Origin of the sequence: Dyadobacter sp. CY343 (genome assembly GCF_021390335.1) — a bacterium.
Lineage (GTDB): Bacteria > Bacteroidota > Bacteroidia > Cytophagales > Spirosomataceae > Dyadobacter.
In genome coordinates, this window is sequence record NZ_JAJUXK010000006.1 from 198349 (window position 1) to 224415 (window position 26067).

Consider the following 26067-nt stretch of genomic DNA (forward strand, 5'->3'; position numbering starts at 1 on the left):
ATTCAGCTGCCGCCTTTAATTTTTTATGATCAGGTAAACTCCTGCAACCAGTAATATCGCACCCACAATCCTTGGGAAAGAAATCTGATGAACTACGAAACCCTGCAAACCAAAATGGTCAATAGTCATCACTGCGACCATTTGTCCGGCTACTACCAGACAGATCATATTCGCCGAACCGATGTGCCTGACGATCATGATCACAGTCAAAACATAGAAAGCACCCAGCGCGCCGCCCATAAATCGCGTCCAGGAGATTTGCTTTAAATCGCTGAGAGAAGGAACAGGATTTTGGTTGAAACAGGCAAAAGCAATCAGCAGGATCACTAATCCAACAAAGAAAGAGCTGATTGCAGCCAGGATAGGATTGTTAATCGATTCGCGGAGCTGCACATTGACTCCCGACTGCACGGCATTAGAAATTCCGATCAGAAAAGCCAGAAACAGGAAAAGCCAATTCATTTATAAAGGATTTATACAGCTTCGCAACAAATGCATTGCCTATCTTTTCAATTCGTCCAGCTTGTCCGGGTCGACAGTCTTAAAATGACCATATACCCGCAATACAATCGCAAGCGCAACCGTGACCTCGGCAGCCGCAACTACCATCACAAATAAAGCGAAAAGTTGTCCGCTTAGCCGATCTGAGTCATACCTGCTAAACGCAACCAGATTTAGATTAACTGCATTCAGCATTAATTCGATACCCAATAAAATTCCGACAAAGTGTCGTTTTGTGATCGCCACAGCCAATCCGGTAGCAAACAGTATCGCTGCGACGATTAAGTAATGATATATGGAAATAGCGCTCATTGTGCCGGATTACGGTTTAGGGCGAGATAAGCAGCACCAATCAACGCTACAAGAAGTAAAATTGCGGCAATCTCAAAAGGTAACAAATGTGAAGTCATTAATTCCACGCCAATAGTCTTAATCGTCGATTTCCGACTCACTGCATCGCCTGACATTCGGAAATTGGCCGAAAAAATGATTTTTGCAAGCACACCCACAATTCCAATTCCAATCGCAAAACCCCACAATCTCCGCGTGATCGGTACCTCTACCCTATTGTGCCTGGAAGGTCCATCCTGCTGACTGGCGCGTTGGGTTAGCATGATTCCAAACATCAGCAATACGAGAATGCCACCTACATAAATCATGATCTGAGCAACTCCCAGAAAATCGGCGCCGGCTAAAACGAATAATGCAGCGATGCCCAAAAACGCTAATAATAATGCAAATGCACCGTATATCAGATTTTTAGAAAACAAAATGAAAAGCGCAGCCAGAATCGCAAGTGCTGAAAATCCATAAAATGCGGCTACTTCCATTGTTTCCAATCTAGTGATCTCTTAAAATACTACTTATTCCTTCGCCCTGGGCTTCATTGTTGGCTTAAAAGCTGGCTTCGCAGGTGCAGGCGCTTCTGCCGGAGTTTCAGCTGTCGGCTTTTCTTCTTCCTTCTCTGCCGCAACCACCTTCGGCTTCATCGTCGGTTTGAATGCAGGCTTTGGAGTAGCAGGCGCTTCTGCCGGAGTTTCAGCAACAGGCTTTTCATCCGGGTTTTCCGTCGGAGCTACCCTCGGCTTCATCGATGGTTTGAATGCAGGTTTGGCAGCAACAGGTATTTCCGCTGGCGTTTCAGCAACAGGCTTTTCTTCCGGCTTTTCCGTCGGAGCTACCCTCGGCTTCATCGATGGTTTGAATGCAGGTTTGGCAGCAAAAGGTATTTCCGCTGGCGTCTCGGCAACAGGCTTTTCTTCCTCCTTTTGCTCAGAAACAACCTTAGGCTTCAAAGTGGGCCGAAATGCAGGCTTCGCGACAGGTGCTTCTTCCAACTTTTCAGCCTCTATCTTTGGTTCACTATCTGCAACGGGAGCCGCGGGATTTTTTGGCTTAAAAATTGGTCGCGCAGCTGGTTTTACTTCCTTACTTTCTTCAATCGCAGGCGCAAGATTTTCATCACTTACTACTGGCTTTGGCTTCGGTTTGAAAACCGGGCGAGCAGCAGGAGCCGCTGTGGCCGAAGTTTCAGCCGTTTCAGGCTTGGCAGCAGGTTTTGCAGCAACTTTCAAAGCTTCTTTTTCCTTTTGGAATTGATCGAGCAACTGACGCTTTTCATCGGCTTGTTCGGCTGTCAGATTGGAATAGTTGTAAACCATATCCCTGACATCGAACTCGCTGTAATCAAAAGTCTTGGTCATTGTCAGACATTCCGTCGGACAAACCGTTGTGCAAAGCCCACAGTAGCAGCACTTTGCCATATCAATGTCGAATTTAGCCGCATAAAGCCTGATCGGGGAACCGTCGGAGGCGCGGCCCACTTCTTCAATTGCACGAATAGGCTCGATTTCAATGCAATCAACGGGACAAACTTTCACACATTTATCGCAAACAATGCAATCGTCCATCTCATTGTGCAATCGGTAACGCCCGTTGTCAGGAATAGGAATACTTTCCTGCGGGTATTGGATCGTCACCATTCCATCCTGCTGATCGTAAAAATCGCCTGATCGAATGTCTACAAGGCTGCGTCGCTTCCGGGCATTCCAAAAATGCCGGAGTGTGAGGCGCATCCCTGTGACCGTGGTCGAGATCCCTTCTGATATATTTTTAAAGTAGGTTGACAAATCAATCTATATTAACACACTATCTATGCCCTGTGGCAAAGATAGAGTAACTGGTTTAATACTGCTTATTTAAAAACTTACTGATCTGCATTTCGGTTCAATAATATTGCCTGATTCAGGTGAAATCACAGGCTAAGAACACTCACCTTCGACCATTTGAATAATATGCGTCAAATACCGCTTTGCGAGAACTTCCCTGTCAAAATGCTTTTTTGCAAATAAATATCCATTCATTCCCTGAGTTGCCGCCACGCTCGGGTTATCCATATAATATCTTATTTTTTCAGCAAGGTCCTGTGGATTTTCGGGCTCAACGAAAATTCCCGCATTGGCCGATTCAACCAGCTCGCGGGAAGCGCCGCCGATGGCCAGTAAAACCGGTTTTTGGCAGGAGAAATAATCGAAGGTTTTGTTGCTGTAAATCGTTTTAAAAATCTCCGCCTGCTTCAAAACCGACATTCCGGCATCCGCTGAACATATATATTCCAACACTTCCGGCTTTGGAAGTGGATCTATAAATGTGATATTGTTCAATCCTTTCGCGTGAGCTTCTGCGATTAAACTGCGTTTTTCCGGCCCGTCTCCAATCAGTACGAAGTGTGCGTTGGTATCAGAAAGCAAAGCGGCGGCTTGGAGAATTTGAGTCAGACTATTTGCCACACCGTGTGCACCCGCGTAAATCAGCACGAAACGATTTTCCCAACCGAGCCTGTTTCTAACTGCATTTCTGTCTACCTCTGCCAGAATTTTATCTGCTAAAACAAAATCCGCAGCGTTGGGGATCACGACAATTTTCCCATTTCTAACGCTTTTTTTACTGATTAAAAAATCTCTGAAAGCTGGGGTTAATACATTGATCAGGCTGGCTTTCCTATATAAAGTTGCTTCCAGCCAAAATGACAACCGAATCAACAAGCGATTTTTTAGTATGCCGGTTTCTATCGCAGATTCGGGCCACAAGTCCCTGACTTCAAACACAAACGGAATGCGTTTCACAACAGAAATCAACCAACCCGCCAGACCGACAAACAAAGGTGGAGAAGTCACTATTACAGCATCGCATTTGATTTTTACCAAAAATAAACCTGCGTACAAAGCACACAATACAAAAGACAAGTAGCTCCAAATCCGGCCAACAAATCCGGAATGATACCCGGGCGCAACGTAGCAACTAATTACCCGCGCGCCACCGGCACTGGTATATTCAGAAAACCGCGGATGCCTTCCGTTACCGAAGCCCGACATATAATGTACATTTCCAGCAAGTACAGTTACGTTATGCCCGCATTCGATCCAGATTCTCGTCGTTTCGTTCCAACGCGCGCCACCGCCTTCATGGTCTTTGAGAAAAAACTGATGTATCAGAAGTATGTGCATTTTGTCTAATCCAGCTTTTTGATCTCTGTGCGGATATAATTGCCGCGCAGCAAAAATGTTAATCTCGGAGTTTCCACTTTTTTCCCATAAGTCTCGGAATACCAACCACAACCTGTTTCTGGCATAATCTCGTTTCCCGCAGCATCCTGAGCATAAATAGTATACTGTTCGAAAAAACCATTACCAGGGTGCCAGATCTGTTGCATCGGAATATTCTCGGGGACATTTTCAAGCCAGTCCTCGACCAGCCAGTTCAATTCATTATGTCGCTTTGAGACTTTTCTTTTGTGAATAATACCCTTTTTTAAAAAAGAATATCCCTCAAACTCGCCGTCAATTATCACAAGTCCATTCTCTTCGCTGATTGACCCTTTTGCTTTTCTGATCCAATGCGTCCAGGTGAATCTGGGTCCTTTTTTCATTTGATTATTGTCGCCCAACTGGATCGTATTATGAGAGGCAGTTCCGGCGAAATAGTGGGTCAGTTTGGGAGTGGTGTTATAGAGGTAAGTGCCCGCATCGCGCATGATATTTTCGCCATTTACCCAAATATCCAGGTGCAGATTATCAGCCTGAAAAGGGCGATTTGAATACTTTGCGCAGCGTAAAAAGGTAGTACTGTGTGTGTCCCGGGCAATGTAATAACCGCCATCGGGATAGCTGAAAACTGCCGTAGCTGGAACAGTATCCACTTTCGGCAAGACTGGCTGCTTTATGCCAAACCATTCACATTCCTCTTCCCAACCTCCTTGTGAATAACCCAGATCTATATTCAGAATAGCAGCCAGCGCATTAAGTTGCGGTCGGAAATCGCGAAAATGAGATGCGGTAAGGGGGAAAAACAAAGCGCCGTCGTTGTTACCTGAATTGGGTAGCCAGCCGCTCGTTTTGTCCTGACAAGAAGATAGAAAAGCCAGTGACTTTCGGGCTTTTCTATTAACCTCTTCATCAAACTTGTCGCCATTGATTTCACTAAGCCGCAGTGCCCACGAAAGCAACTGCACAGTAATGCGATGGTAGTTCATCGAAAATTGAGGGTAAGTCCCGTCTTCAAAAATTTGAGAGCAAATCTCTGATTCAAAACACTGTTTTCCTTGCTTTTTCCAAACATCGCTTTCTGGAAAAAAAGGAAATAACAGGCCAGTTGCATATAACCCCAGTGCCTCCGTGAGCGTGTGGTTATTATGCAACGCAGTCAGTGAAAAGCGCATATTCGAATGCACATGACGCATTTGACAATAGATACTGTAAGTGATTTTGTCGAAGATCCGCTGATCAAGATGAGCTGAATACTGATAATAGTAAAGCGCGAATATCCAATTCAGCACTCTCAAGGAAATTTCCTGACTGCACTTCCAATTTGGCCCCAGGTTGACAGGATTACTATCTATCCAATCTTCGATTCTGCTCAATACGCGCTCGGCCTGATCGTCGGCAAAGTGATAATCGTAGCGGATCAGGTCGTATAAAAAGCAAAATCGAGACTTTTCCCAAACGTATTTGATATCTCCGGCCTGCTCCTGAAAATCAGGAATGCTTGTCCAGTGCATCCTTGGTTTATATGAAAAGCCGGATTTTGGATTAGAATGCCAGTCTGCCATTTGTAACCATTCGTGAAAGAAGAACAGGTATTGGTTATTTCTGATTCTCTCAACCCGCTCGTTCAAGTGTACCGTGCTGTGCTTTTTTGTGATATTCAAGTTTGGATTGATAAAAAACTTAACGCTTTGCTCGCGCCACTTCAACACGTCAATCGCAGAGACTTTTCGATAGCTTTTCGGAAACCGCCTCGCCAGCAAGCCTGCCCTACGTTGAATTTCGTAGCATATACGAAAGACTACGTAGTTGATTCCCATTAACCTAATCGTTTGAAATGCAACGCGAACGAGGGGAAGGTACTTCAAAGGTAGATCCAGCCGGATGTTGACAAACTTTCAACCACGGCAAATGTTGCCCGGGTAGTACCAATAACATCCTGGCTTGAAACAGGCGGCTCTCCACCATCTCTAACAGCATTTAGAAGTTGTGCAAACTGAGCCTTGTGTCCCTTATCAGTTGCAGATTTCATTTTACTGAAAGACTTGAATCCATACCCCGTAAGACATTTGAAATCATCTAAAATCAATGTTCGACCCAACGAGCTGACTTCAATCCGCTCCTTTTGATAATGATGATGACCGTTAGCAAAGTAATTCACAACTGCTGTGGATCCGTTTTCCTGCCGTAGCAAAATGCTTACGTTCTCCTGATCCTGCCCCGGAGTCGTCGGAAATGCATTGCTGCACACAGCGGCAGTAGGTGATTGGGTCAGGAATGCGACCAGATCGATGAAATGGCAGCACTCACCCAAAATGCGGCCTCCCCCAACCTGCCGGTCTTTCAGCCACGCGTTTTCCGCCAAGTGGCCCGCATTCACCGAAATGGTCACATGCATTAAACTATCTCTTAGTAATTCCCTCATTTTTAATATATAAGGAGAAAAGCGGCGATTGAATCCAACAAACACCATTTTCTTTGAGAAACTCCAAGCTGCTATCACTTCATCCAGTTCGTGCGGAAAGATTGCCAGCGGCTTTTCTACAAAAACATGCTTGCCAGCGTTCAGAGCCTCAATTACCTGCCGCGCGTGCTCATTGTGCCTGGTTGCAATCATCACCAGATCCACCTCACTGTCTTCCAGAATATCCCGACTGCCAGTCGTCGCAAACGGTATCCGGTACTTTTGTGCCAGTTCAGACGCAGTCAGCCCATTTGCACTGGATATGTATTTGATAGCAGCACCTTTCAGCAGCGGCAGCATGGTTAGCCGGGTAAAATTCCCAGCGCCAATAATGCCAATAACCGCGTCCGTAGGTTTGAAAAGCAACTGTTTGAGCGGCTTAACAGGTTCTTTTGATGAAGTGGGGTAATCAATTACAGTGACCAAATTGGATCGGAAATCTTTTTCATAGATCAGAGGCGCAGTTTCAAGAGCGATCGTTTCCGAAGTCAGTCCTTTTACATTGAGTGTCCCAGATTCAAATAAATGCAGTACCGACTGAAAATTCCGGTTTTCCGTCCAGCGCACGTACGAATAGGGATAATCAATGCCCTGCTCTTCATATTGCCGGTCGTAGCGCCCCGGGCCGTAAGAGCAGGAAACTTGAAAAGTCAGCTCCTTTTCGTAAAAATCAGCTCGACGTATATTCATCCCCACCGAACCGACAACAACGATTTTTCCCCGTTTTCTTGAAATTCGAGCGGCTTGTCGCAAGATCGAATCGGAAGTAGAGGTGGCAGTTATCAACACACCATCAACACCATTTCCTCCGTTCAGACCTGAAATTTCATTTTGAATTGGATTTTGCGCTGGATTGATAACCTGCAATCCTCTGTCCCGCGCCAGCTGTATCCTCTTCTCATCAGTCTCCACGCAGATCACCCGACAGCCGTTGATCCGAAGCAGTTCGGCCGTCAACAGACCTATTAAACCAAGACCAATAACTGCTACCACTTCGTCCAATGCTGGTTTCAGCAGCCTTATACCCTGCATTCCCACCGCAGTTATTACCGTAAAAACGGCATCTTCATTGCTGACATTTTCTGGCACTTTCGCTACGAGATTGGCCGGAATGCACACTACCTCTGCGTGACAACCATTACTGACAACGCGATCGCCAACCCGAAAACCTCCCACACCATCTCCAATTGCCATTATCTCGCCAACCTGACAATAACCGAGCGGCATCAATTGATCCAATCTGCTGGAAAGCATATTCACTGTATTGATGAAACCGTGCGACCGGATTTTGGCAAAAGCATCGTCCAGCTTTTCGGGCTGCTGGCGGATTTTTGACAGGAGCGACGATTTGCCGAAATTGACCAGCTTCCGCTCTGTTCCTGCGGAAATAAGACTTTTTCGGGTTTTGATCAGAATGTAACCTTTCCTGATCGTTGGCACTGGAACTTCGTGAATAGTAACTTTTCCAGTGCGTAGACTTAGCGCGAGCTGTTTCATGGTGTTTGTGTGTGATTTGTTTGCAAGCGGCGACTAATTTGTCGGCCAATACAATGAACTCTGCTTTATAATTTTCCTAAATTCCCCTTTCCATTTTCCAGTACAACTGACTTTTTATAATGAAGAAACAGCTCAATATCGGTATTATAGGTTATAAATTTATGGGCCGCGCACACAGCAATGCGTGGCTGAAAGCACCATTATTTTTTGATATTCCTGCTAATCCGGTACTCAAAGTTGCCTGCGGAAGACAGCTGGAATCAGTATCAGATTTTGCTCAAAAATGGGGCTGGGAAGAAACTGAGACGGATTGGAGGCAACTTATTGAACGTCCGGATATTGATGTGATCGACATCGCATTACCCCAAAATCTACACTATGAAATTGCACTCGCAGCGGCCAAAGCGGGGAAGCATATATTTTGCGAAAAGCCGCTATCAATGAGCAGCCGGCAAGCTGAGGAAATGCTGAAAGTGTGCGAAGACAACAAAGTTGTCCATTATCTCAACCATAATTACCGGAGAGTACCCGCTGTTGCACACGCAAAAAAGATGATCGAAGACGGAAAGATTGGCCGCATTTTTCATTGGCGCTGCTGTTACCAGCAAGATTGGATCGTGGATCCCGAATTTCCACTTACCTGGCAACTAAAAAAGGAAGTGGCTCAGGCCGGGCCGCAATGGGATTTGAATTCACACGCTGTCGACCTCGCGCATTTTTTGGTGGGCGACATTTCAACTGTTTCCTGTTTAACCTCCAATTTCATTACTGAGCGTCCGATTGCAAATGAAAATTCGTCGGGAAATCTGTCCGCCGAAGCATTGGGAAGTGAAAAGGGCGAAGTAACCGTGGAAGATGCGGCATTAATGATGGTACGTTTCAAAAATGGTGCTGTCGGCTCTTTTGAGGCAACCCGGTTTGCTACGGGCAGAAAAAACCGCCTTTCCTTTGAAATTTATGGAAGTAAGGGAAGTTTGGTTTTTGATATGGAAAAAATGAATGAGCTGCAATATTTCTCGCTTGCAGATCCCGAAGGCGACCAGGGATTCCGGACGATATTGGTAACGGAATCGGGCCATCCTTATGTAGGTAACTGGTGGCCGGCCGGGCATATTATTGGTTACGAACATGCATTTGTGCACGCAGTTGTGGATTTTGTAAAAGCGGTGGAAGAAAAAACGCCTATCAGCCCGGATTTTTCTGACGGTCTGAAAATCATGCAGGTTTTGGAAGCCGGATTAAAATCTTCCAAATCAGGTCAGCAAATTCTTTTATAACAAAAACAAAACCGGGATGAACAGGCGCAAACTCATGAGAAAAACAGCAGCATTTTTGATAAAATGCATTCTTATTTTACTGTTGATGCCAAGTTCATCCCAGGCTCAAAAAAGTGTTTTTCGAAAGGATAACCTGATCGCCTGGTGTATTGTCCCTTACGATAGCAAAAACCGGGGGCCGGTGGAAAGGTCGGAAATGCTTAATAAGCTGGGTATTAGAATGCTGGCTTACGACTGGCGTGAAAAGCATATTGCAGAGTTTGACGCTGAAATGGAGGCGCTCAAAAGTCACAATATTAAATTGCAGGCATTCTGGCTGCATTCCGGGCCAAATCCTGAAAATGACAAAACGCTGCCTGTTATTTTGGACGTTTTGAAAAGACACAATATCAAAACAGAGATCTGGTGTATGATCGCCGGGATTAAGGATCTCGATAAAATGTCGCAGCAGGAAAAAATCAAAGCGCATGCAAAACCACTGACGTATATAGCAGATAGGGCAGCTGAAATTGGCTGCAAAGTGGGCGTTTATAACCATGGAGGCTGGTACGGAGATCCTGAAAATCAGTTGGAACTGATCAAATACGTTAATAAAGCGAATATCGGGATCGTATATAACCTGCATCATGCCGAAGCTGACCTCGAAACCTTCCCTAAATTTTACCCCAAAATACTGCCGCATTTACTGGCAATCAATCTGGCGGGATTGGTAAAAGGTAATCCGGTTAAAGTGGTACCGGTTGGTCAGGGAAACGCTGAGTTGGAAATAATGCGGATTATTCAAAAAAGCAGCTACAACGGCCCAATTGGCATTATTAATGAAGAATTTGCGCCAGATGCAGAAGATGGATTGAAGATCAATATTGCAGGATTGAAAAAAATACTAGGCCTACTCGGCGACCAAGAAGGTTTAGAAAGTTACCATAAATAAAAACGGGCCGTCTTCAATCAGGACAATTCATTATTATAATAAAAATATTAATTTGTACATAATGAATATTTGTCACCTTCGTTGACTGAGTATATTCCTCTCAATCAAAACCTTAGCTCCATGAAAAACCTTATCTGCTTCCTCTTTCTAAGTTTGATATTGGCAAGTAGCTGCCGCCCTCCGGTTCAGCCGGATCCGGGTCCTTTCGAGATGCCCTATTTTAATGAAGTAAATATCAAATTCAGGAAAACGAGATCCAGTGTCTCCTGGACCACTGGTATGCAAAAACTTACGAGGAAGAAGGCCCGATCGTTTTCAGGGTGATCAACGATACGGCGACCTACATTTCATTTTTTAGTTGTAAACAAGGTCTTGTACCGCAATCCATAGATTTTTCAAAAAATTCTTTGCTGGTCGGGATGAAAGCTGATTCGGGAAATCCTATCGATTCGCCTGTTAATATTCGTAAAATGGCACAGAACTTATCGAAGGACGCGAGTGGAGACTACCAGCTACAAGTAACTGTAACAGGCCGAAAAGGCAGCGGCTTGGAACAAGGCGGCGAATGGTTTGGTTTCACCTCGCTGGTGCCAAAGATCCAGGGCGAAGTGAAGTTGGAGATGAAGTATGAGTTTGATTGAGCTTGCAATGCAGATGCTCAATCAAATTATCAGAAACGAAAAAAGGCGCTAAAAATAGCGCCTTTTTGTAATCGTGGGAGTTGAGGGATTCGAACGGCAGCGGCCGACCGTCCCCGACCCTCCGCTTGTAAGGCGAATGCTCTGGAATTGTATCAGAAACGAAAAAAGGCGCTATTTCTAGCGCCTTTTTGTAATCGTGGGAGTTGAGGGATTCGAACGGCAGCGGCCGACCGTCCCCGACCCTCCGCTTGTAAGGCAGATGCTCTGGAATTGTATCAGAAACGAAAAAAGGCGCTAAAAATAGCGCCTTTTTCTTATCGTGGGAGTTGAGGGATTCGAACCCCCGACCCTCTGCTTGTAAGGCAGATGCTCTGAACCAACTGAGCTAAACTCCCTTTTCCCCGTCGTTTCGGAGTGCAAATATGTGCGACTAATTCTTCCTCTGCAAATATTTTAGACAAAAAAATTAAAAAAACTTACAAATAACTGAGAATCAAATGACAATTACTCAAAGTTTAAATACAGCGTTACGGTATGTGTGGACAGTTTATTGATCCCGGAACCGATAGAATTTTTAGAAGGCTGAAACATATTCGTCAATCCGTGAGAAAAACGAAGCTCGGGCGCAAATTTGAAAAACTCGAAAAACTGCTCATAACCCACACCATAATCTATTGAAAAATCGGTCGATTTCGTATCAAGTCGCGAAGAGTTTCCCCGGCTGCGTTTCACATTCGTCTCAATTCCCAGCGTAACCCCCGCCACCATATACATTCTGGAATTGACGCGGCGGAGCGATTTATATTTGAGCAGCAAAGGCACCTCAATCCAGGTAGACTCGCGTTTTTCAATTTTATCCGTCCCATTTGGATAACTGAACTTAACCTGTCGCTCGTACAAAGAAACCGATGGGGTAGTACGCAGGTCAAAATGCTCGGTCAGGAAAGCATTAACGGTAAAGCCCATGCGGAACGAAGCCTGGGTGGGCGATTGAATCACAAATGCCGAATCCTTTGCAAGGAAATCACTATTATGCTTGACGTTAAATCTGGTAAAAGGCACTGCAAACAGAATCCCATAATGGATCGGCTTGTCGTCGTAATATTCCAGGTGCTTTCGCCTATAACCCAAACCTTGCGCCTTAATATCCTGCACTGCGAAAAGTAGCAGCAAGAATCCGAAAACTATTTTTGCCCGATGTAAATGGAGCAGATCCCGAAGGTAAGTGATATGCATTTGGTATTAATAAAACCTGCTTTCTTATAGATTTCCAGAAAGGCTTCTCCATCAGGAAACGCCTGAACCGACTCTGGCAGATAAGTATATGCTGCGCTGTCCTTTGAGACGGTCTTTCCTATGATTGGTAATATGTATTTGAAATAAAAATTGTAAAACTGCTTGAACGGAAAGCTGCGGGGCTTGGAAAATTCCACTACCACACAATTTCCTCCTGGCTTCATCACGCGGTTCATTTCTGTCAACCCTGCCAGCAAATTCTGAAAATTGCGTACTCCAAACGAAACGATAATCGCGTCAAAATAATTGTCTGCAAAAGTCAAACTTTCCGAATCGCCCGTTTGAAGGGATATAATGTCTTGTTTACCGATTTTAGCGATCTTCTCCCGGCCCACTGCGAGCATTCCCTCAGAGATATCGACGCCGATAATTTTATCAGGATTCAACGCCAGCGCCTCGATCGCGAAATCGCCTGTACCAGTGGCAATATCCAGAATAATCTTTGGCTGCTGTTTTCTCAGCAATTTGATCGCTCTTTTTCTCCAATAGATATCCACACCCGCGCTGAGCACGTGGTTCAGCAGATCATATTTAGGAGAAATATTATCGAACATTTCGGCCACCTGCTCCCGTTTGCTGCCTTCTTTGTCTTTATATGGTACTACGCTCATTTCGTTTTCGGTAAATACAACTATGAACAAATCTAACAGATAATTGCGGTTCCGCGTTTACGGGGCGGGCGATATTACGGTAACTGGTTGACGAAAAGCGTAAACCGGCGTCTAAATAGGTAAATGGTGAAGTGCTAAAAACCAATATCTATGCGACAATTATACCTCGCCTTCCTGGCAATTTTTCTAACGGTTACAGTTTACGGACAACCGGCCTCCAATCGATATTCAACGAACGGTATTAGTGGAAAGAAGAGTTACAATCGAAAAGAAAAGCAGCCTGTATTCCTGACCCTGCGCGGCGGGATGACACAATTTTTTGGTGAACTGAATGAACAGGATATGCAAATGGTAATTGGGCTGAGTTTGGGGAAGTATTTGACAAAAGAGTTTGCTATTCAGACAGATTACAATGCCGGCAAAGTTGGAGGTCAGAAATCGCGGTTTTTCAATTCATATTTTATCAATGAATTCAACACGATCGAACTGCTCGCAAAATGGGACCTGACTGAGCAATTTAACCGGCTCGAACCCGGGCCGCTGCATTTGTCGGTTTATGGAGGATTTGGGCAGATCTACTTTGCTGCAAATGCATTCGATCTGGATAACAATGAAATGGTGCGGTTCACGAATAGTAAGTTAAGCGCAAGAAATCCGCTTTTTCTGCGCTGGGGACCTGCGAGAGGCCCTCTTGGAATTGAGAAAACGCGTGAAGGTATATTGCCCGTCGGCACTACTTTGGAATTTACATTGTTGCCTGCTATGAAAATGAGCGTCGACTACCGGTTTTATTTTGTGCGGACGGACAAAATGGATGCGACTTCCGGCCAGAGGCTGATCAATCCGGAAGAAGCCGAATCGTACAGCAGCACGCCCGACGACAAATTCAGCTTTCTTTCACTTTCTTTGAACTACAAATTCGGGAAGCCAAAATAGACAATTACTAACATCGATCAAATGCCTTTTAACAACGTTAACTACAAACTTTACCCCTCCCTCCTGAACTGCTACGACCGCTATGAAAAAGGTTATCTGAGCGAGCAGGAGCTGATTAACAGAGTTAACCGCGTGCCGACTCCGCAAACCGACGCGCAGAAAAAGGGGATTTCTTTTGAGGATGCTGTGATCAAAGGTATTGACGAGGAAATGTTCGATCCGGAGATTCTGTCGCAAGTCCGGGCGTTGCTCCCGCGCCCGATGTTACGCACGCAATTTTACTGCGAATACCAGCTCAATGACGTCTTACTTTATGGTTATGTAGATGTTTTAGGAAAAATGCTCGCCGTGGATATTAAGACGACAAGCAACTATAAACCAGGCAACTACGCAGTAAATCACCAGAATTTTTACCTCCCTGCCTTACGCTCAAAAGGCATCCGCAGTCTTCGCTATATTATCACCGATTTTACCCAGGTGTACGAAGAAGAATACGACCATTCCCTCGACCTTTCCCAGCAGGAAATGCAGATTAGATCATTTTGTGAGTTTTTGGAAATGAATAGGGCTGTGATTACAGATCGGCGGATTTTTGGGGGTTAGTTTGTCCAGATTTTGTCTTGTTTCAGACAATGCTGTAAAAAGCTTTTTGCCGACGTTTCAGAATAATCGCTGACAAAACTTTGTGCAGATTTTGCACTAGCAAATTTCGCCTGCGTTTCCAGCATGAGCTCTGTTCCATCTGAATTGATCACGAATGTTTTGATACAAACAATTTCTTCACCTGCTTCATTACAATCACGGTGGAGGCAGATTTCGGTTTGTGTTTTTGGGAGGTGGATGATTTTGAAGTTCATGGATGTATAGTTTGTTTGCCGTGATTTATTTTACGAAGGTATATTAGCCCAAAATAAATCCGTACAACGAATCAGTTGTAACGTTATAATTTAATATGGAAGCTATACTTAGTTCAGTTTTGTGATTGAAACTAAACTTGCGATTTCCTTATTTTAGTCACTTTTCTAAACTAAGCAATTTGTTAGTTCAACCTTTGATGGAATTTTGCAGCTACAACGAAACCTTGACTTCAAACTTCAATCTTTCGGCACGCGCTCCGCAGAGGCCAAAAAAATTGTCGAGTACTTATACGAACAACCGGTTATAGACGTATCCAGAATCGAAGCGATCACTGAGAAATCTAAGGCCACCAATTATAAGCTGTTGGCCGATTTCGAGAGATTGGAGATACTTCAAGAGGTTTCAGGCGGGCAACGGAATAAACTGTATGTTTTCAAAGACTACCTCGACTTGTTCCGATAACACAGGCACTGATATCCTATTCAAATCCTCACCAAAACAAAAAAAGCCGTCACGATTGCTCGTAGCGGCTTTAAGTTGTGGTGATGGACGGAATCGAACCTTTGAACTTCATCATTGTTGTATTTAATCTAAATTATTGCCTTTCAGGCTTATTAGTAACAAATATATTAAATAGGATTAAATTAAATATAACCTTTATCAACATTTTACTGTAAACCAGTTTGTAAACCAGCGTGGATACAATATTTTTGTCTAAATAAAGTAAAACACCTGATGGCAACTGTAAAATACTACTTGAAGAAGCCAAACCCAAACGGGATCTGCTTGATTTCCCTGTACTTTCGGTATGGTACTGAGCAAGTTGTCATATCGACAAATCTATTCGCCAAGCCCAAGTTCTGGGATTCTAAAAACCAAAAATTAAAATCAGGTCATGAAGGATATTCAGAGCTAAATGCCAACTTGGAAAAATGGCGAAATGAAGTTCAGAAGATATATCAGCAACGTTTATACCAAAGGCTTCCTATTACTCCTGCCGATTTAAAGCCGCTTTTTGAGCGTGAAATCAGGATCGACAGATACGAAGCTGCTCCATTGAAACAGAAATCCGGACTGACGGAATTCATTGCCAAATACATTCAATCCGTAGTAGCATTCAAAAATCCCAATACGATTAAAACGTATAACTCACACTTAAAGATGCTCTTAGAGTTCCAGGTAGAATCAAAAAAGAAAAGCATCAGTTTTAATGAGATTACGCTTGACTTCTATCATGATCTCAAAAGTTTTATGGTAGAGATTAAGAAGTACAATGAAAACACACAGAACAAACACACTGGCCTTTTAAAGTTTTTTCTTAACGAGGCAACTGAACGCAAAGAAAATGAAAACCTGGAATTCAAGAGTAGGCGGTTTTCAACCCCACGGAAAGCGGTTGATTCAATATATCTCGATGAAGAAGAGATAAAGTTGCTTATGAAGCTCGACCTATCTGCTGAACCAAGACTAGAGAAAGTACGGGATCTTTTTATTGTTGGTTGCTTTACGGGTCTACGGTTTTCTGACCTTACTACTTTACAAGCTGAAAACGTATCCCCTGATTTCAAATATTTGAAAACCAAGACTGTAAAGACAGATGAATACCTGGAAATCCCGATTCACCCGATTGTCAGGAAGGTTATGGAGAAATACAAAGATCGGACGCCGAATCATTTGCCCCCAGCTATATCTAATCAAAAGATGAACGAATATCTGAAGGAAGTCGGTGAAAAAGCCAATCTGAGTGAGGATGTGGCGTTATTTGAAAAGAAAGGAAAGGTTCGGACTCAGAAAAAGGTAAGTAAATTTTCATTAATAACATCCCACACCGCCAGGCGATCCTTTGCAACCAATGAGTATCTTGCTGGCACACCGACTTATGCCATCATGGCAATTACCGGTCATAGGACTGAAAAAGCATTTTTAACATATATCAAAGTAACCAAAAAACAATACGCACGCCAGCTTTCCGAGATCTGGAAAGAACGGTTTAAAGATGAATAATTATGGCTGAAAACAACGACTATCGCTCTGAATATTCTGAATTTCAAAGAGCACAAAAAATGTTCGGATTTAAGAGTCAGGACAGCCTCGATTTTACTCCTTACTTTCTGTATGAGATAGGAGCTGCAACTCATCCTTACAATTTATCATTTCCAGAAAAGCCATCGAGGATAAGGTACCAGAATGAGATAGTCAATTATCTATGTTACTTTGGGTCAGTTGAAGAAGCAATAGAGTGCCTTGAGTATCATTATGATCACTTCGACAATAAAGAGAAATTTTTACGGTACTTCAAGTTCTCGCTTCCTTCTAGAATTCAGCTTATATCCAAAAAGGAGGATAAAGTTCGCCTCCAAACTTGCTTAGACTGGGTTATTGATATTTATGAGTCTTATAAAATGGAACCAATTTACATTGGAGCCAGGGCACAGATTAAAGGAGAGGATAAGGATAGAATTCTCCGCTAATTCTCTTTTTTGTTCAATGAGGTAAAAAATCCAAATGGCCCAGACTATGCTATGAAGGCTTCTACTTTGGGCACAGCAATAATCCTCCACCAATTTGAATGCTTTAAAAAATCAGCTTTATCCACACTTCAAAAAGATGCAGTTGATATTAAGAAAATCAATAATATCCCTATTGCTTTACAAGAAGAGCTCAGATCATTTTTCTACGGATCAAAGAGGAAGGGATAATCAATCAGTCATTTGGCAACTAATACCTCAGGTTCTCCAACTGCCTAGACCATCAACCAAGAAGTCAATACGCTGATGAACGGCGAAAAACGACTCGTGTTTTCGTTCAAGTGTGTAGAAAAACGATTCTTTGACCCACGTTCTTCTGAACGTGGGTCAAAAACTGAAAAGATGACCCACGTTAGAATTGAAATAGACCTAAATTTGAAAAAATGACTTAGGTAGCGCGTGAGTGAAGTCTAGACACTCATGCTGTGAACGCTGCCTTAGTAGATAATATAAATTGGCAGCATTAAGAATATAGTTAATTGAGCACAATCATGAGCAAGAATTTGACCGAATCAAGCCTTGACAGGAAAAACATATTGAACAACAACCTTGCTCTACAGGAAGTCTATGACCAAGTAGGCTTTTATGGTATCAAGTTTGATGGAAAATACCGCTTTACGAAGCAGCAGGTTGCCCATTATTTTGATGTCGACATTCGGACAATTGACCGGCTGCTTGAGAATAACAAAGCTGAACTCGAGCAGAGCGGCTATGAATTATACAATGGCCTAAAACTTAAACGATTTAAAGAAGAAGTCGTTGATTTCGTGAGGGTTGCAAGAGAAAATGAGGATGTTCACGACATGAATGTCGTGAACATCCTTCAACTTACTGATCATGAACTAGATAGCCTATCCAAAACTCCGCAGCTCGGAACGTTCACTTATAAGGCCTTTCTAAATATAGGTATGCTGCTTACCGGGTCTGAAAATGCCCAAAGGCTTCGTACAGTCATCCTGGACATTGTGATTGATGTCTTGAATAAAAAACTGGGTGGTAAAACCAAATATATCAACCAGCGGGAGGAAGAATTCATACCAAGCATAATCCGTGAATATAATTATAGGCAGGAATTTACCAATGCGTTAGATTACTATATTGACGATAATAAGTTCAAGTATGGGCAGCTTACTGACAAAATTTACAAATGCATATTCAAAGAAAACGCCAAAGAATATCGACAAATCCTAAATTTGAACTCTAAAGAGAGCGTCCGGAGCACAATGTATTCCGAGGTTTTAGATCTGATTTCGAGTTATGAAAATGGTTACGCGAGTTTTCTGAAAAATCGTTCTGAAAGCCTTGGTAGAAAATTGAAACTGTCGGAAGCTCATTTGCTATTTGCCGAATTTGATAAAACAATGGAAGCCTTCGTAAGCCCTTTAAGGGAAAAAGCCAGAAGCTTGATGGCAAGTAGGGATTTGGCTTTTAGGGATGCTTTACATGAGAAACTCAAGGAATACGTGGATGCGGTAAGCTCTGACGATTTCGAAAAGTTTTTAGGCGAGCGGAGCATGGATCTGGAAAAGCGACTTGAAGACAATAAAGATGTGTTTGAACGTCTTAAAGATCGCTAATCATGGAATTAAATTACTTCACGGAACAATATGCAATCATAATCCATGATAAAATCCTTAAAATTTCAGGTGGATTAGAAGGAGTTAAAGAGGATGGTGATATCAGCAGCCCCTTGCAGCATATCCAAAATGACGACTATTATCCAACATTTGAAGAAAAGCTATGTCATTTAGTCTTTTCCATCAATAAATTCCACTGCTTTAATGATTGTAACAAACGAACCTCAATTGCATTAGGAGCTTTTTTTCTCGAAATAAATGGACTTGATATTTTTGTAAATAAGTTTATCATCGAGATGGAGAACATTGCTGTTACCGTTGCGGATAACATCATTGATAAAGACTTACTCCAAGAAATCATTACATCAATTATTAACGAAGAAGATTATAGTGAAGAATTAAAACTGAAAATTATTTCGGCACTAAGCCAGGTAAAAGAGGAGAATGAAGCACTTAATCTTGGTGCAGAATTTTACAAAGATCTTTTTTGATGGCATAGGTTCTGATGACTTCTTGAAAACCAAGATTTTATATAATTAGTAACAAGGCTAATGAATAAATTATCAGCTGAAAAGCAAGTCAAATCTAAGAAGCGTGTAACTGACCATGGAGAAGTTTTTACTAATGACCGGGAAGTAAACGCTATGCTCGATTTGGTGAAACATGAAACAGAACGTATAGATTCACGCTTCCTGGAACCGGCCTGTGGAAACGGAAATTTTCTTGCCGAAGTATTGAGGCGAAAACTAGAAGTTGTGAATAGCCGATATAGTAAAAGTCAGATTGAATGGGAGCGAAATGCATTTATTGCTGTGTCAACAATTTATGGAGTGGATATATTGGAAGATAACGCAATTGAATGTCGGGAGCGGTTATTTTCGATTGTATCTAAAACCTATTTTAACAATTTTGGTACAAATGGTAACCTCGAATTTTTAAAAAGTGTACAATTCCTTCTTAAAAGAAATATTTTGTGGGGCGACGCACTTGACTTTACCAATCCAATTTCAAAAAAACCGATTGTTTTCTCGGAATGGAGCTTTTCACTAGGAGATCTTGTAAAACGAAGAGATTACGTCTTTCGATTTTTGGTTGAGAAAACACATCAATTTTCTTTGTTCAACGACGAAGGCAATGCTGCTGCGATAGACGAACCAGTTCGCGAATTCCCCTTAATCCATTATCTCAAAATTGGCCTGAAATGACGCAAACGAGCTATAACCCTGACGTTCTCTCCTGCCTTGCCAACCTAAGCAATGACGAAGTATTTACACCGCCAAGTTTGGCGAATGATATTTTGGATTTACTTCCTTCCGAATTGTGGAGTAACCCCCACGCCAGGTTTTTAGACCCTGTTTCAAAAAGCGGCGTGTTTTTGAGAGAAATGGCAAAGCGATTAATGCTTGGCTTGGAAAGCCAAATACCCGACAAGCAAAAACGCATTAATCACATTTTTAGCCAACAATTGTACGGCATTGCCATTACTGACTTAACCTCTTTACTTTCGCGCAGAAGTGTATATTGCTCCAAAACTGCCAATGGCAGATACTCTGTTTGCGAAACCTTTGTTGATGAACAAGGAAACATTCGCTACGAAAGAATGAAACATACTTGGCAAGGCGAAAAATGCATATACTGTGGAGCAAATCAAGAAGTATACGACCGGGAAGATGCCTCAGAAACTTACGCCTACAATTTTATTCATACAGACGAACCAGAAAAAATATTTAATATGAAGTTTGACGTTATCGTTGGTAATCCACCTTATCAATTAAGTGATGGTGGACATGGAGCTAGTGCAAAGCCGATCTATCATAAATTTGTTGAACAAGCTCAAAAACTCAATCCAAAATATATTTCAATGATCATTCCTGCAAGGTGGTTTGCAGGGGGCAGAGTTGGCGAACTGTCTAATTTCAGAGATGAAATGCTAAAGGATAAACGAATAAGAATTATACATGATTTTCAAGATGCTCGCGATTGCTTTCCTGGTGTTGAAATCAAAGGAGGAGTAAATTACTTTTTATGGGACAGAGACAACAAAGGTAAATGCAAGGTTCATACCCATATCGGAAAAAGTGTAGTTTCGGTATCCGAAAGATATCTTTTAGAAGAAGGGGCATCCACCTTTATTCGTAATAATGAAGCGATTCCAATTCTTAAGAAGATTCAAGAAAAAAAGGAGAAGAGCTTTTCAGACCTCGTAAGTGCAAATGATCCCTTTGGCTTTGATGTTAGAATTGAGGGAAGTATGACGCGTATAAAACCGAAATACAAACTTTCTCCATTCAAGGAAGCTGTCAAATTTTACTATAATGGATGGAGAAAAGAAGGGCTAGGATATATTGATAAGAAATATGTTAAAAAAAATGAAGATTGGCTGGCTGAGAATAAATTATTTGTAGCAAAAGCAATCGGCACTGGCAATGCTAAAACTGATTTAATTAAACCATTTGTTCCAGACCTGAACTCCTGTTCAAGTGAAACATACTTAGTAATTGGGCCATTCCAATCCAAAAAAATTATGGATAATGTTCAATCCTACATTGCTACAAAATTTTTTCACTTTTTGGTTTCATTAAAAAAGATAACTCAGGAAGCTCGACGGGGTGTTTATGAATTTGTACCTATTCAAGACTTTTCAGAACCTTGGACTGATGAAAAACTCTACACAAAATATAGTTTAACAGAAGAAGAAATTATTTTCATTGATTCAATGATTCGTCCAATGGACTTATCACAAAATAGTGGAGAGGATGAGTAAAAAAGAATTTTTCCCGCCACGTCCGATAATAAACCCCACCATTTATGCTTACGAATTGGTTGGCGTGGCTACGCACAAGGGTTTACTCAAAATCGGTTTCACCGACCGTAATGCGCAACAACGCATAAAAGAGCAGCTGGGAACGGCTGCCATTCAATACAAAATTGTATTTGAAGAATCGGCTATGAAGCGTGACGGTAGTTCTTTTACTGACCACGAGGTTCACCGGTTGTTGAGAGAATGGAAAGTAGTTAACGAAAGTGGAGAATGGTTTAAATGCACCTTAAACGACTTGCGTAGAGCCATTCATCAAATTAAAACAGGCGAAAAAACAGAAGAGAACAGAGTACTTACTTTCGGTATGCGGCCCGAGCAGGAAACAGCCGTAGATAAGACCATTGCTTATTTCAGGAGTTTCAAGAAAGAAAACAAAGACAGAACGCCCCATTTCCTTTGGAACGCCAAAATGCGCTTCGGAAAAACCTTTGCAAGTTACCAATTGGCAAAAAAAATGGGTTGGAAAAAAGTGTTGGTCCTTACATTCAAACCAGCCGTTGAAGATGCCTGGAAAGAAGATTTATTATCACACGTGGATTTTGAAGGTTGGCAGTTTTATTCCAAACACGAAGGTGAATTTGAGGAGAAAAATATTGACTTCAAAAAGCCATTGGTTTGTTTCGGGTCGTTTCAAGATTATCTGGGAAAGAACACCAACACAGGCGGTATAAAGACAAAAAATGAATGGGTACACGCCACGGTTTGGGATTGTATCATTTTTGATGAGTACCATTATGGTGCCTGGCGAGAAAATGCAAGAGATCTGTTTGGAAAGGATTTAGAAGCCGAAAAAGAAATAGAAGAATATAAGAAAATAGAAAAGAATGGATTTTCTGAGGAAGACAAAGTTGAACATTTAGAAGAGATTATACCGATCAGTACCAATCACTATTTGTATTTATCGGGCACTCCGTTTAGGGCAATTAGTTCAGGAGAATTTATTGAAGAACAAATTTTCAATTGGACGTACTCGGACGAACAAAGAGCCAAAGAAAATTGGGACGATTCAAAAGGTCCAAATCCGTATGCATCCTTGCCCAGAATGGTAATGCTTACGTATCAACTACCTGATTCCATTCGCCAAATTGCAATGCAAGGCGAATTCGATGGGTTTGACTTAAACATTTTCTTCTCGGCCGAAGGCGAAGGACACAAAGCACGTTTCAAATACGAAGATGAAGTACAAAAGTGGTTGGATTTAATTCGGGGTTCTTTCAGTGAAACCACTGTTGACAATCTGAAAATGGGTGCAAAGAAACCACCTTTACCATTTTCTCACGCTCCTTTGCTCAGAGTGCTAAATCATACTTTTTGGTTTTTGCCTACCGTTGCTGCCTGCAACGCAATGGCAAGTTTATTGGAAAAACGACAAAATACCTTTTACAATGACTATAAAGTAGTAGTTGCCGCTGGAACACAGGCTGGTGTTGGTATCGAAGCATTGCCGCCCGTTTTGGCTGCAATGACTGATAATCCATTGGAATCAAAAACAATTACGCTGTCCTGTGGCAAACTCACCACTGGTGTGTCAGTAAAACCCTGGACAGGCATTTTTATGCTACGTAATTCTTCCAGTCCTGAAACTTACTTTCAGGCAGCTTTTCGGGTGCAAACACCTTGGGTTATAAAAAACCCGGATAGTAAATCGCCCAACAAGGAAGTAATCCTCAAAGAAGAGTGCTATGTGTTTGATTTTGCTCCTGACCGGGCATTACGTCAAATTGCAGATTACAGCTGTCGACTTAATATAAATGAGTCCAACCCTGAGTCAAAAGTTGCTGAATTTATCAATTTCTTACCTGTGCTCGCCTACGACGGCAGCTCCATGAGACAAGTTGATGCCGCAGGAATTTTGGATATGGCAATGAGTGGTACCACAGCAACACTTTTGGCAAGACGCTGGGAAAGTGCTTTGCTCGTGAATGTGGACAACAATACGCTTGCCCGCTTGATGGCCAACCAAGAGGCAATGAAAGCCCTGATGAATATTGAGGGTTTCAGAAACTTAAACCAGGAGATTGAGACAATCATCAATAAATCGGAGGCGGTTAAAAAAGCAAAAAAGGACGCGAATGACCGAGAATTGACCAAGAAAGAGAAAAAAGAACTTTCGGACCAAGAGAAAGAATACAAAAGCCTAAGAAAACAGATTCAGGATAAGCTTATCAAGTTTGCTACTCGTGTCCCTGTATTTATGTATTTGACAGATTTTCGTGAACATGCATTAAAAGACATAATCACACAATTAGAACCAGGATTATTCAGGAAAGTAACTGGCTTGGTTGTAAGGGATTTTGAATTATTGGTAAGTCTTGGCGTTTTCAATTCAGCATTGATGAATGATGCTGTGTACAAATTCAAACGCTATGAAGATGCGAGTTTGGAATACATTGGTATCAGCAGACACAGCGGTAAGGACGTTGGCCTATTTGACACTGTACTTAGTCGAAAGGATTATGAAGAGAGTTTTGAAAATATACCAAAATCAATAAATGAATACGCTCTTGTAGTAGCGAATAGTAACATTTTAAAAGTTCCCAAAGGTTCTATTGGAACAGTAGTTCACGTTTATGAAAATAAAGACGCCTATGAAGTTGAATTTCTGGTAAATGATTCAAGTGTAGTTGAAACGGTATCAAGTAACCAAATAGAAGAAAGACAGTAAAATGAAGATACCTAATAACGACCAATCTTTTGTAGCTGACCGAAAAATAACGGAGTACTTGCTGAGTGATACACACGAAATTGGGAAGCACAAGGCAGACTTTTTCAAGCGTTTCGGTTTTAAAATATCCGATCTACACACGTTCAAAAGTGCGCTAATGCAACATTCTATTGATAGAGACATTGAAAAAACGAATAATTCAGACCATGGAGTCAGGTATGAATTAAAATGTGAAATCAAAACACCTGACGAACGAAATCCTTGTGTAGTGACAGTTTGGATTGTGGAGAAAGGTCAGGAAGATCCAAGATTCATAACCGCATACCCGGGAAAATAAATACTGACCGAACTTTCATAACAGACTTCGAAATTCTAAATGCCAGAATTCTAGAAGATGCCTTCAGTCCTCCCTGGCAATTCAATGGAGTAGTTCATCCATTCCAGTGCCTCGGAACTGACAAGGGCAAAATCCTTCCCTTCCCAATATTCTTTATTTTCTGCAGGGAGTTCATTATAGTGCAGCCAATGATCGGTTACAAAATCAACTATGCGAGGAAAGGCGCTCTTGGAATAGTTAACTAGTTGATCAGCGGACATGTGCCACGATATTTGTGCTCCGAGCCTTAAAACGACATGAATTACATGCAGCTCTGGGCTCATATCCACCTTATAAAAATATTGCAGATCTAGGCCATCCCGATCAGGGTTAATTCGACGACAGTTAGTAAATGTTATTTTCATCTTAAGTTTGGATTTTAAATTAGAATATCAGGCACTTATCATTTAAGGATGAGTAAAGTCGCTCTAAATTAACGCCTTGCATTACTATTAGGTAGCCTAGGAGTTTGGATTAAGCTCTGGCTCCACTAGAAATATCTGATCAGCATTTAACCCCTCTTTCACAAACAGCTCAGGAGTATCCTCTTCTCCAATTTCTTCCAGCATCAAAGCGGCCCTTGCCTGGTCAAATGCTCTCTTTACGGAAAGTCCGAAACCGATCGACGAGTAAAACTGAGATGCAAATATCCTTGCAGCATCGTCCCCAATACTTGTACTCATTCCGATCGCTGCATCAACGTATTGGGATACAGCCTCCGCCTGAGTGAACGAATAACAAGTGTTGAAAAAAACTAGTCTGACTTTATCACTTGATGTAACGATTACCTGGACGATCGCTTCTTTGCTTACAAACTTGGCTGTACCATCAGGATTTAAAACTACAATCTGATCTGAATTAGAGCCATGGCCACTGAAATGAATAATTGTCGGATCAAGCTCGTTGATCGCTTGCAAGATATCTCCAGTGCGAATAGCCCAGCGAGTTTCCAGCTTCACTGAATCGCGATGTCTCGCTTTTTTGATCATTTCATTGATCTCTCGCGCTTCTTCGTCAAGACGCAATTGCTGTTGGTCAACGGGATTCGAGGCCAAGAAAAGAACTGTGACACTTTGGGGCAGCCGTTCCAATTGGTCCAACCTGGAAGATACGGTTGAGTGGAGGCGGTCATGTTTGGCCAAAGCAGCATTCATTTTATTGATCTGGTCCTGATTCGTTCGTGCTGTTTTTTTCTGGATGCTTTCTTCTTCCTTGTGAATCTTTCGTTGCTCCCCACTCAGTTCTTTTTGTTTTTGCGTCAGTTTGGAATCTATGCCAGACAGTTTTTTTTCAGTTGAAGCATGATCATTCCGAAACCGGGCAATTTCATTCATTCGCGACCTAACCGTGCTTGGACTAGATGCTCGTGCCAAGGCCTGGCTAGACGTGTTGATTTTACCGAGGAGCTCAGCTATTTTCTTGACCTCCCTTGCCCGCTCTTGCTGCAAGCGCGCGACTTCATCGCTTTTTCTCTGGGCATTACTGTGATAGGTATCTATAAGTGCCATTATACATTTATGTTAGATGTTTATATCCTATCGCATAT

At 42.3% G+C, this 26067-nt stretch carries 26 protein-coding genes and 1 tRNA gene; 14 read left to right on the forward strand and 13 right to left on the reverse strand.

Annotated elements, in window-relative coordinates; all coding sequences use genetic code 11:
• Positions 1–15 precede the first annotated feature (15 nt).
• The 7 genes from LZG94_RS20675 to LZG94_RS20705 all read right to left on the reverse strand — a co-directional run bounded on the left by LZG94_RS20675 (position 16) and on the right by LZG94_RS20705 (position 8004).
• The gene (locus LZG94_RS20675; protein ID WP_233793672.1) at positions 16–462 is read right to left on the reverse strand and encodes a DMT family transporter; all 447 of its coding nucleotides are present in this window, start codon (positions 460–462) and stop codon (positions 16–18) included.
• Positions 463–501: 39 nt separating this feature from the next.
• The gene (gene nuoK / locus LZG94_RS20680; protein ID WP_233793673.1) at positions 502–813 is read right to left on the reverse strand and encodes an NADH-quinone oxidoreductase subunit NuoK; all 312 of its coding nucleotides are present in this window, start codon (positions 811–813) and stop codon (positions 502–504) included.
• On the reverse strand, positions 810–1331 hold the full coding sequence (locus LZG94_RS20685; RefSeq protein ID WP_233793674.1) for an NADH-quinone oxidoreductase subunit J: 522 nt from the start codon (positions 1329–1331) through the stop codon (positions 810–812). The genes nuoK and LZG94_RS20685 overlap by 4 nt, the downstream gene beginning before the upstream one ends.
• 33 nt (positions 1332–1364) lie before the next feature.
• The gene (locus LZG94_RS20690) at positions 1365–2630 is read right to left on the reverse strand and encodes a 4Fe-4S binding protein (protein ID WP_233793675.1); all 1266 of its coding nucleotides are present in this window, start codon (positions 2628–2630) and stop codon (positions 1365–1367) included.
• A 132-nt stretch (positions 2631–2762) separates the two neighbouring features.
• On the reverse strand, positions 2763–4007 hold the full coding sequence (locus LZG94_RS20695) for a glycosyltransferase family 4 protein (RefSeq protein ID WP_233793676.1): 1245 nt from the start codon (positions 4005–4007) through the stop codon (positions 2763–2765).
• Between the two features lie 5 nt (positions 4008–4012).
• Positions 4013–5863, reverse strand: a complete 1851-nt coding sequence (locus tag LZG94_RS20700; protein ID WP_233793677.1) for an alginate lyase family protein — start codon at positions 5861–5863, stop codon at positions 4013–4015.
• A gap of 44 nt (positions 5864–5907) precedes the next feature.
• The gene (locus tag LZG94_RS20705; protein WP_233793678.1) at positions 5908–8004 is read right to left on the reverse strand and encodes a bi-domain-containing oxidoreductase; all 2097 of its coding nucleotides are present in this window, start codon (positions 8002–8004) and stop codon (positions 5908–5910) included.
• A 119-nt stretch (positions 8005–8123) separates the two neighbouring features.
• Between LZG94_RS20705 and LZG94_RS20710 the strand changes: the two genes are divergently transcribed.
• The 3 genes from LZG94_RS20710 to LZG94_RS20720 all read left to right on the forward strand — a co-directional run bounded on the left by LZG94_RS20710 (position 8124) and on the right by LZG94_RS20720 (position 10853).
• Positions 8124–9281: a Gfo/Idh/MocA family protein gene (locus tag LZG94_RS20710; protein WP_233793679.1), complete on the forward strand. Its 1158-nt coding sequence runs from the start codon at positions 8124–8126 to the stop codon at positions 9279–9281.
• A gap of 85 nt (positions 9282–9366) precedes the next feature.
• Positions 9367–10212 carry a sugar phosphate isomerase/epimerase gene (locus LZG94_RS20715; protein ID WP_233793680.1) on the forward strand — a complete coding sequence of 282 codons (846 nt, stop codon included), beginning with the start codon at positions 9367–9369 and terminating at the stop codon, positions 10210–10212.
• 470 nt (positions 10213–10682) lie between these two features.
• Positions 10683–10853, forward strand: a complete 171-nt coding sequence (locus tag LZG94_RS20720) for a hypothetical protein (protein WP_233793681.1) — start codon at positions 10683–10685, stop codon at positions 10851–10853.
• A gap of 320 nt (positions 10854–11173) precedes the next feature.
• Here the strand turns inward: LZG94_RS20720 and LZG94_RS20725 are convergent.
• The 3 genes from LZG94_RS20725 to ubiE all read right to left on the reverse strand — a co-directional run bounded on the left by LZG94_RS20725 (position 11174) and on the right by ubiE (position 12760).
• Positions 11174–11248, reverse strand: a tRNA-Val gene (locus LZG94_RS20725).
• A gap of 109 nt (positions 11249–11357) precedes the next feature.
• Positions 11358–12026 (reverse strand): porin family protein, encoded by a 669-nt coding sequence (locus tag LZG94_RS20730; protein ID WP_233793682.1) that lies wholly within the window; start codon positions 12024–12026, stop codon positions 11358–11360.
• 11 nt (positions 12027–12037) lie between these two features.
• Entirely contained in the window at positions 12038–12760 is a 723-nt protein-coding gene (ubiE, locus tag LZG94_RS20735; protein ID WP_215235014.1) for a bifunctional demethylmenaquinone methyltransferase/2-methoxy-6-polyprenyl-1,4-benzoquinol methylase UbiE, read from the reverse strand.
• A 150-nt stretch (positions 12761–12910) separates the two neighbouring features.
• On the opposite strand from ubiE, the gene LZG94_RS20740 reads away from it, so the two are divergent.
• Positions 12911–13696, forward strand: a complete 786-nt coding sequence (locus LZG94_RS20740) for a hypothetical protein (protein WP_233793683.1) — start codon at positions 12911–12913, stop codon at positions 13694–13696.
• A 21-nt stretch (positions 13697–13717) separates the two neighbouring features.
• On the forward strand, positions 13718–14299 hold the full coding sequence (locus tag LZG94_RS20745) for a hypothetical protein (RefSeq protein ID WP_233793684.1): 582 nt from the start codon (positions 13718–13720) through the stop codon (positions 14297–14299).
• Here LZG94_RS20745 and LZG94_RS20750 read toward each other — a convergent pair.
• Positions 14296–14553: a hypothetical protein gene (locus LZG94_RS20750; RefSeq protein ID WP_233793685.1), complete on the reverse strand. Its 258-nt coding sequence runs from the start codon at positions 14551–14553 to the stop codon at positions 14296–14298. The genes LZG94_RS20745 and LZG94_RS20750 overlap by 4 nt on opposite strands.
• A gap of 205 nt (positions 14554–14758) precedes the next feature.
• Here LZG94_RS20750 and LZG94_RS20755 point away from each other — a divergent pair, with 205 nt between their 5' ends.
• The 9 genes from LZG94_RS20755 (at position 14759) to LZG94_RS26580 (ending at position 24482) form a co-directional block, all read left to right on the forward strand.
• A complete protein-coding gene (locus tag LZG94_RS20755; protein ID WP_233793686.1) occupies positions 14759–15016 on the forward strand; it encodes a hypothetical protein in 258 nt (85 codons plus the stop codon).
• A gap of 273 nt (positions 15017–15289) precedes the next feature.
• Positions 15290–16558, forward strand: a complete 1269-nt coding sequence (locus tag LZG94_RS20760; protein ID WP_233793687.1) for a site-specific integrase — start codon at positions 15290–15292, stop codon at positions 16556–16558.
• A 2-nt stretch (positions 16559–16560) separates the two neighbouring features.
• Positions 16561–17025, forward strand: coding sequence for a hypothetical protein (locus LZG94_RS20765; RefSeq protein ID WP_233793688.1), 465 nt, complete (start codon positions 16561–16563; stop codon positions 17023–17025).
• A gap of 548 nt (positions 17026–17573) precedes the next feature.
• A complete protein-coding gene (locus LZG94_RS20770; RefSeq protein ID WP_233793689.1) occupies positions 17574–18659 on the forward strand; it encodes a DNA-binding protein in 1086 nt (361 codons plus the stop codon).
• Between the two features lie 2 nt (positions 18660–18661).
• Positions 18662–19150, forward strand: coding sequence for a type II toxin-antitoxin system death-on-curing family toxin (locus tag LZG94_RS20775; protein WP_233793690.1), 489 nt, complete (start codon positions 18662–18664; stop codon positions 19148–19150).
• A gap of 60 nt (positions 19151–19210) precedes the next feature.
• Positions 19211–19864 (forward strand): SAM-dependent DNA methyltransferase, encoded by a 654-nt coding sequence (locus LZG94_RS20780; RefSeq protein ID WP_233793691.1) that lies wholly within the window; start codon positions 19211–19213, stop codon positions 19862–19864.
• Positions 19861–21423 carry an Eco57I restriction-modification methylase domain-containing protein gene (locus LZG94_RS20785; RefSeq protein ID WP_233793692.1) on the forward strand — a complete coding sequence of 521 codons (1563 nt, stop codon included), beginning with the start codon at positions 19861–19863 and terminating at the stop codon, positions 21421–21423. The genes LZG94_RS20780 and LZG94_RS20785 overlap by 4 nt, the downstream gene beginning before the upstream one ends.
• Complete coding sequence (locus LZG94_RS20790) at positions 21416–24145, forward strand: GIY-YIG nuclease family protein (RefSeq protein WP_233793693.1); 2730 nt, start codon at positions 21416–21418, stop codon at positions 24143–24145. The genes LZG94_RS20785 and LZG94_RS20790 overlap by 8 nt, the downstream gene beginning before the upstream one ends.
• A 1-nt stretch (position 24146) precedes the next feature.
• Positions 24147–24482, forward strand: coding sequence for a DUF6883 domain-containing protein (locus LZG94_RS26580; RefSeq protein WP_409013333.1), 336 nt, complete (start codon positions 24147–24149; stop codon positions 24480–24482).
• 50 nt (positions 24483–24532) lie between these two features.
• Here the strand turns inward: LZG94_RS26580 and LZG94_RS20795 are convergent, their stop codons facing one another.
• Both LZG94_RS20795 and LZG94_RS20800 read right to left on the reverse strand, forming a co-directional pair.
• The gene (locus LZG94_RS20795; RefSeq protein WP_233793694.1) at positions 24533–24886 is read right to left on the reverse strand and encodes a hypothetical protein; all 354 of its coding nucleotides are present in this window, start codon (positions 24884–24886) and stop codon (positions 24533–24535) included.
• Between the two features lie 96 nt (positions 24887–24982).
• Entirely contained in the window at positions 24983–26029 is a 1047-nt protein-coding gene (locus LZG94_RS20800) for a CHAT domain-containing protein (RefSeq protein ID WP_233793695.1), read from the reverse strand.
• Between the last annotated feature and the right edge of the window lie 38 nt (positions 26030–26067).

Bases quoted from the DNA above. Each gene is read 5' to 3' on its own strand.
- LZG94_RS20675 (WP_233793672.1), bottom strand. From the start codon at position 462: ATGAATTGGCTTTTCCTGTTTCTGGCTTTTCTGATCGGAATTTCTAAT.
- nuoK (WP_233793673.1), bottom strand. From the start codon at position 813: ATGAGCGCTATTTCCATATATCATTACTTAATCGTCGCAGCGATACTG.
- LZG94_RS20685 (WP_233793674.1), bottom strand. From the start codon at position 1,331: ATGGAAGTAGCCGCATTTTATGGATTTTCAGCACTTGCGATTCTGGCT.
- LZG94_RS20695 (WP_233793676.1), bottom strand. From the start codon at position 4,007: ATGCACATACTTCTGATACATCAGTTTTTTCTCAAAGACCATGAAGGC.
- LZG94_RS20700 (WP_233793677.1), bottom strand. From the start codon at position 5,863: ATGGGAATCAACTACGTAGTCTTTCGTATATGCTACGAAATTCAACGT.
- LZG94_RS20705 (WP_233793678.1), bottom strand. From the start codon at position 8,004: ATGAAACAGCTCGCGCTAAGTCTACGCACTGGAAAAGTTACTATTCAC.
- LZG94_RS20710 (WP_233793679.1), top strand. From the start codon at position 8,124: ATGAAGAAACAGCTCAATATCGGTATTATAGGTTATAAATTTATGGGC.
- LZG94_RS20715 (WP_233793680.1), top strand. From the start codon at position 9,367: ATGCCAAGTTCATCCCAGGCTCAAAAAAGTGTTTTTCGAAAGGATAAC.
- LZG94_RS20720 (WP_233793681.1), top strand. From the start codon at position 10,683: ATGGCACAGAACTTATCGAAGGACGCGAGTGGAGACTACCAGCTACAA.
- ubiE (WP_215235014.1), bottom strand. From the start codon at position 12,760: ATGAGCGTAGTACCATATAAAGACAAAGAAGGCAGCAAACGGGAGCAG.
- LZG94_RS20740 (WP_233793683.1), top strand. From the start codon at position 12,911: ATGCGACAATTATACCTCGCCTTCCTGGCAATTTTTCTAACGGTTACA.
- LZG94_RS20745 (WP_233793684.1), top strand. From the start codon at position 13,718: ATGCCTTTTAACAACGTTAACTACAAACTTTACCCCTCCCTCCTGAAC.
- LZG94_RS20750 (WP_233793685.1), bottom strand. From the start codon at position 14,553: ATGAACTTCAAAATCATCCACCTCCCAAAAACACAAACCGAAATCTGC.
- LZG94_RS20760 (WP_233793687.1), top strand. From the start codon at position 15,290: ATGGCAACTGTAAAATACTACTTGAAGAAGCCAAACCCAAACGGGATC.
- LZG94_RS20765 (WP_233793688.1), top strand. From the start codon at position 16,561: ATGGCTGAAAACAACGACTATCGCTCTGAATATTCTGAATTTCAAAGA.
- LZG94_RS20770 (WP_233793689.1), top strand. From the start codon at position 17,574: ATGAGCAAGAATTTGACCGAATCAAGCCTTGACAGGAAAAACATATTG.
- LZG94_RS20775 (WP_233793690.1), top strand. From the start codon at position 18,662: ATGGAATTAAATTACTTCACGGAACAATATGCAATCATAATCCATGAT.
- LZG94_RS20780 (WP_233793691.1), top strand. From the start codon at position 19,211: ATGAATAAATTATCAGCTGAAAAGCAAGTCAAATCTAAGAAGCGTGTA.
- LZG94_RS20785 (WP_233793692.1), top strand. From the start codon at position 19,861: ATGACGCAAACGAGCTATAACCCTGACGTTCTCTCCTGCCTTGCCAAC.
- LZG94_RS20790 (WP_233793693.1), top strand. From the start codon at position 21,416: ATGAGTAAAAAAGAATTTTTCCCGCCACGTCCGATAATAAACCCCACC.
- LZG94_RS26580 (WP_409013333.1), top strand. From the start codon at position 24,147: ATGAAGATACCTAATAACGACCAATCTTTTGTAGCTGACCGAAAAATA.
- LZG94_RS20795 (WP_233793694.1), bottom strand. From the start codon at position 24,886: ATGAAAATAACATTTACTAACTGTCGTCGAATTAACCCTGATCGGGAT.
- LZG94_RS20800 (WP_233793695.1), bottom strand. From the start codon at position 26,029: ATGGCACTTATAGATACCTATCACAGTAATGCCCAGAGAAAAAGCGAT.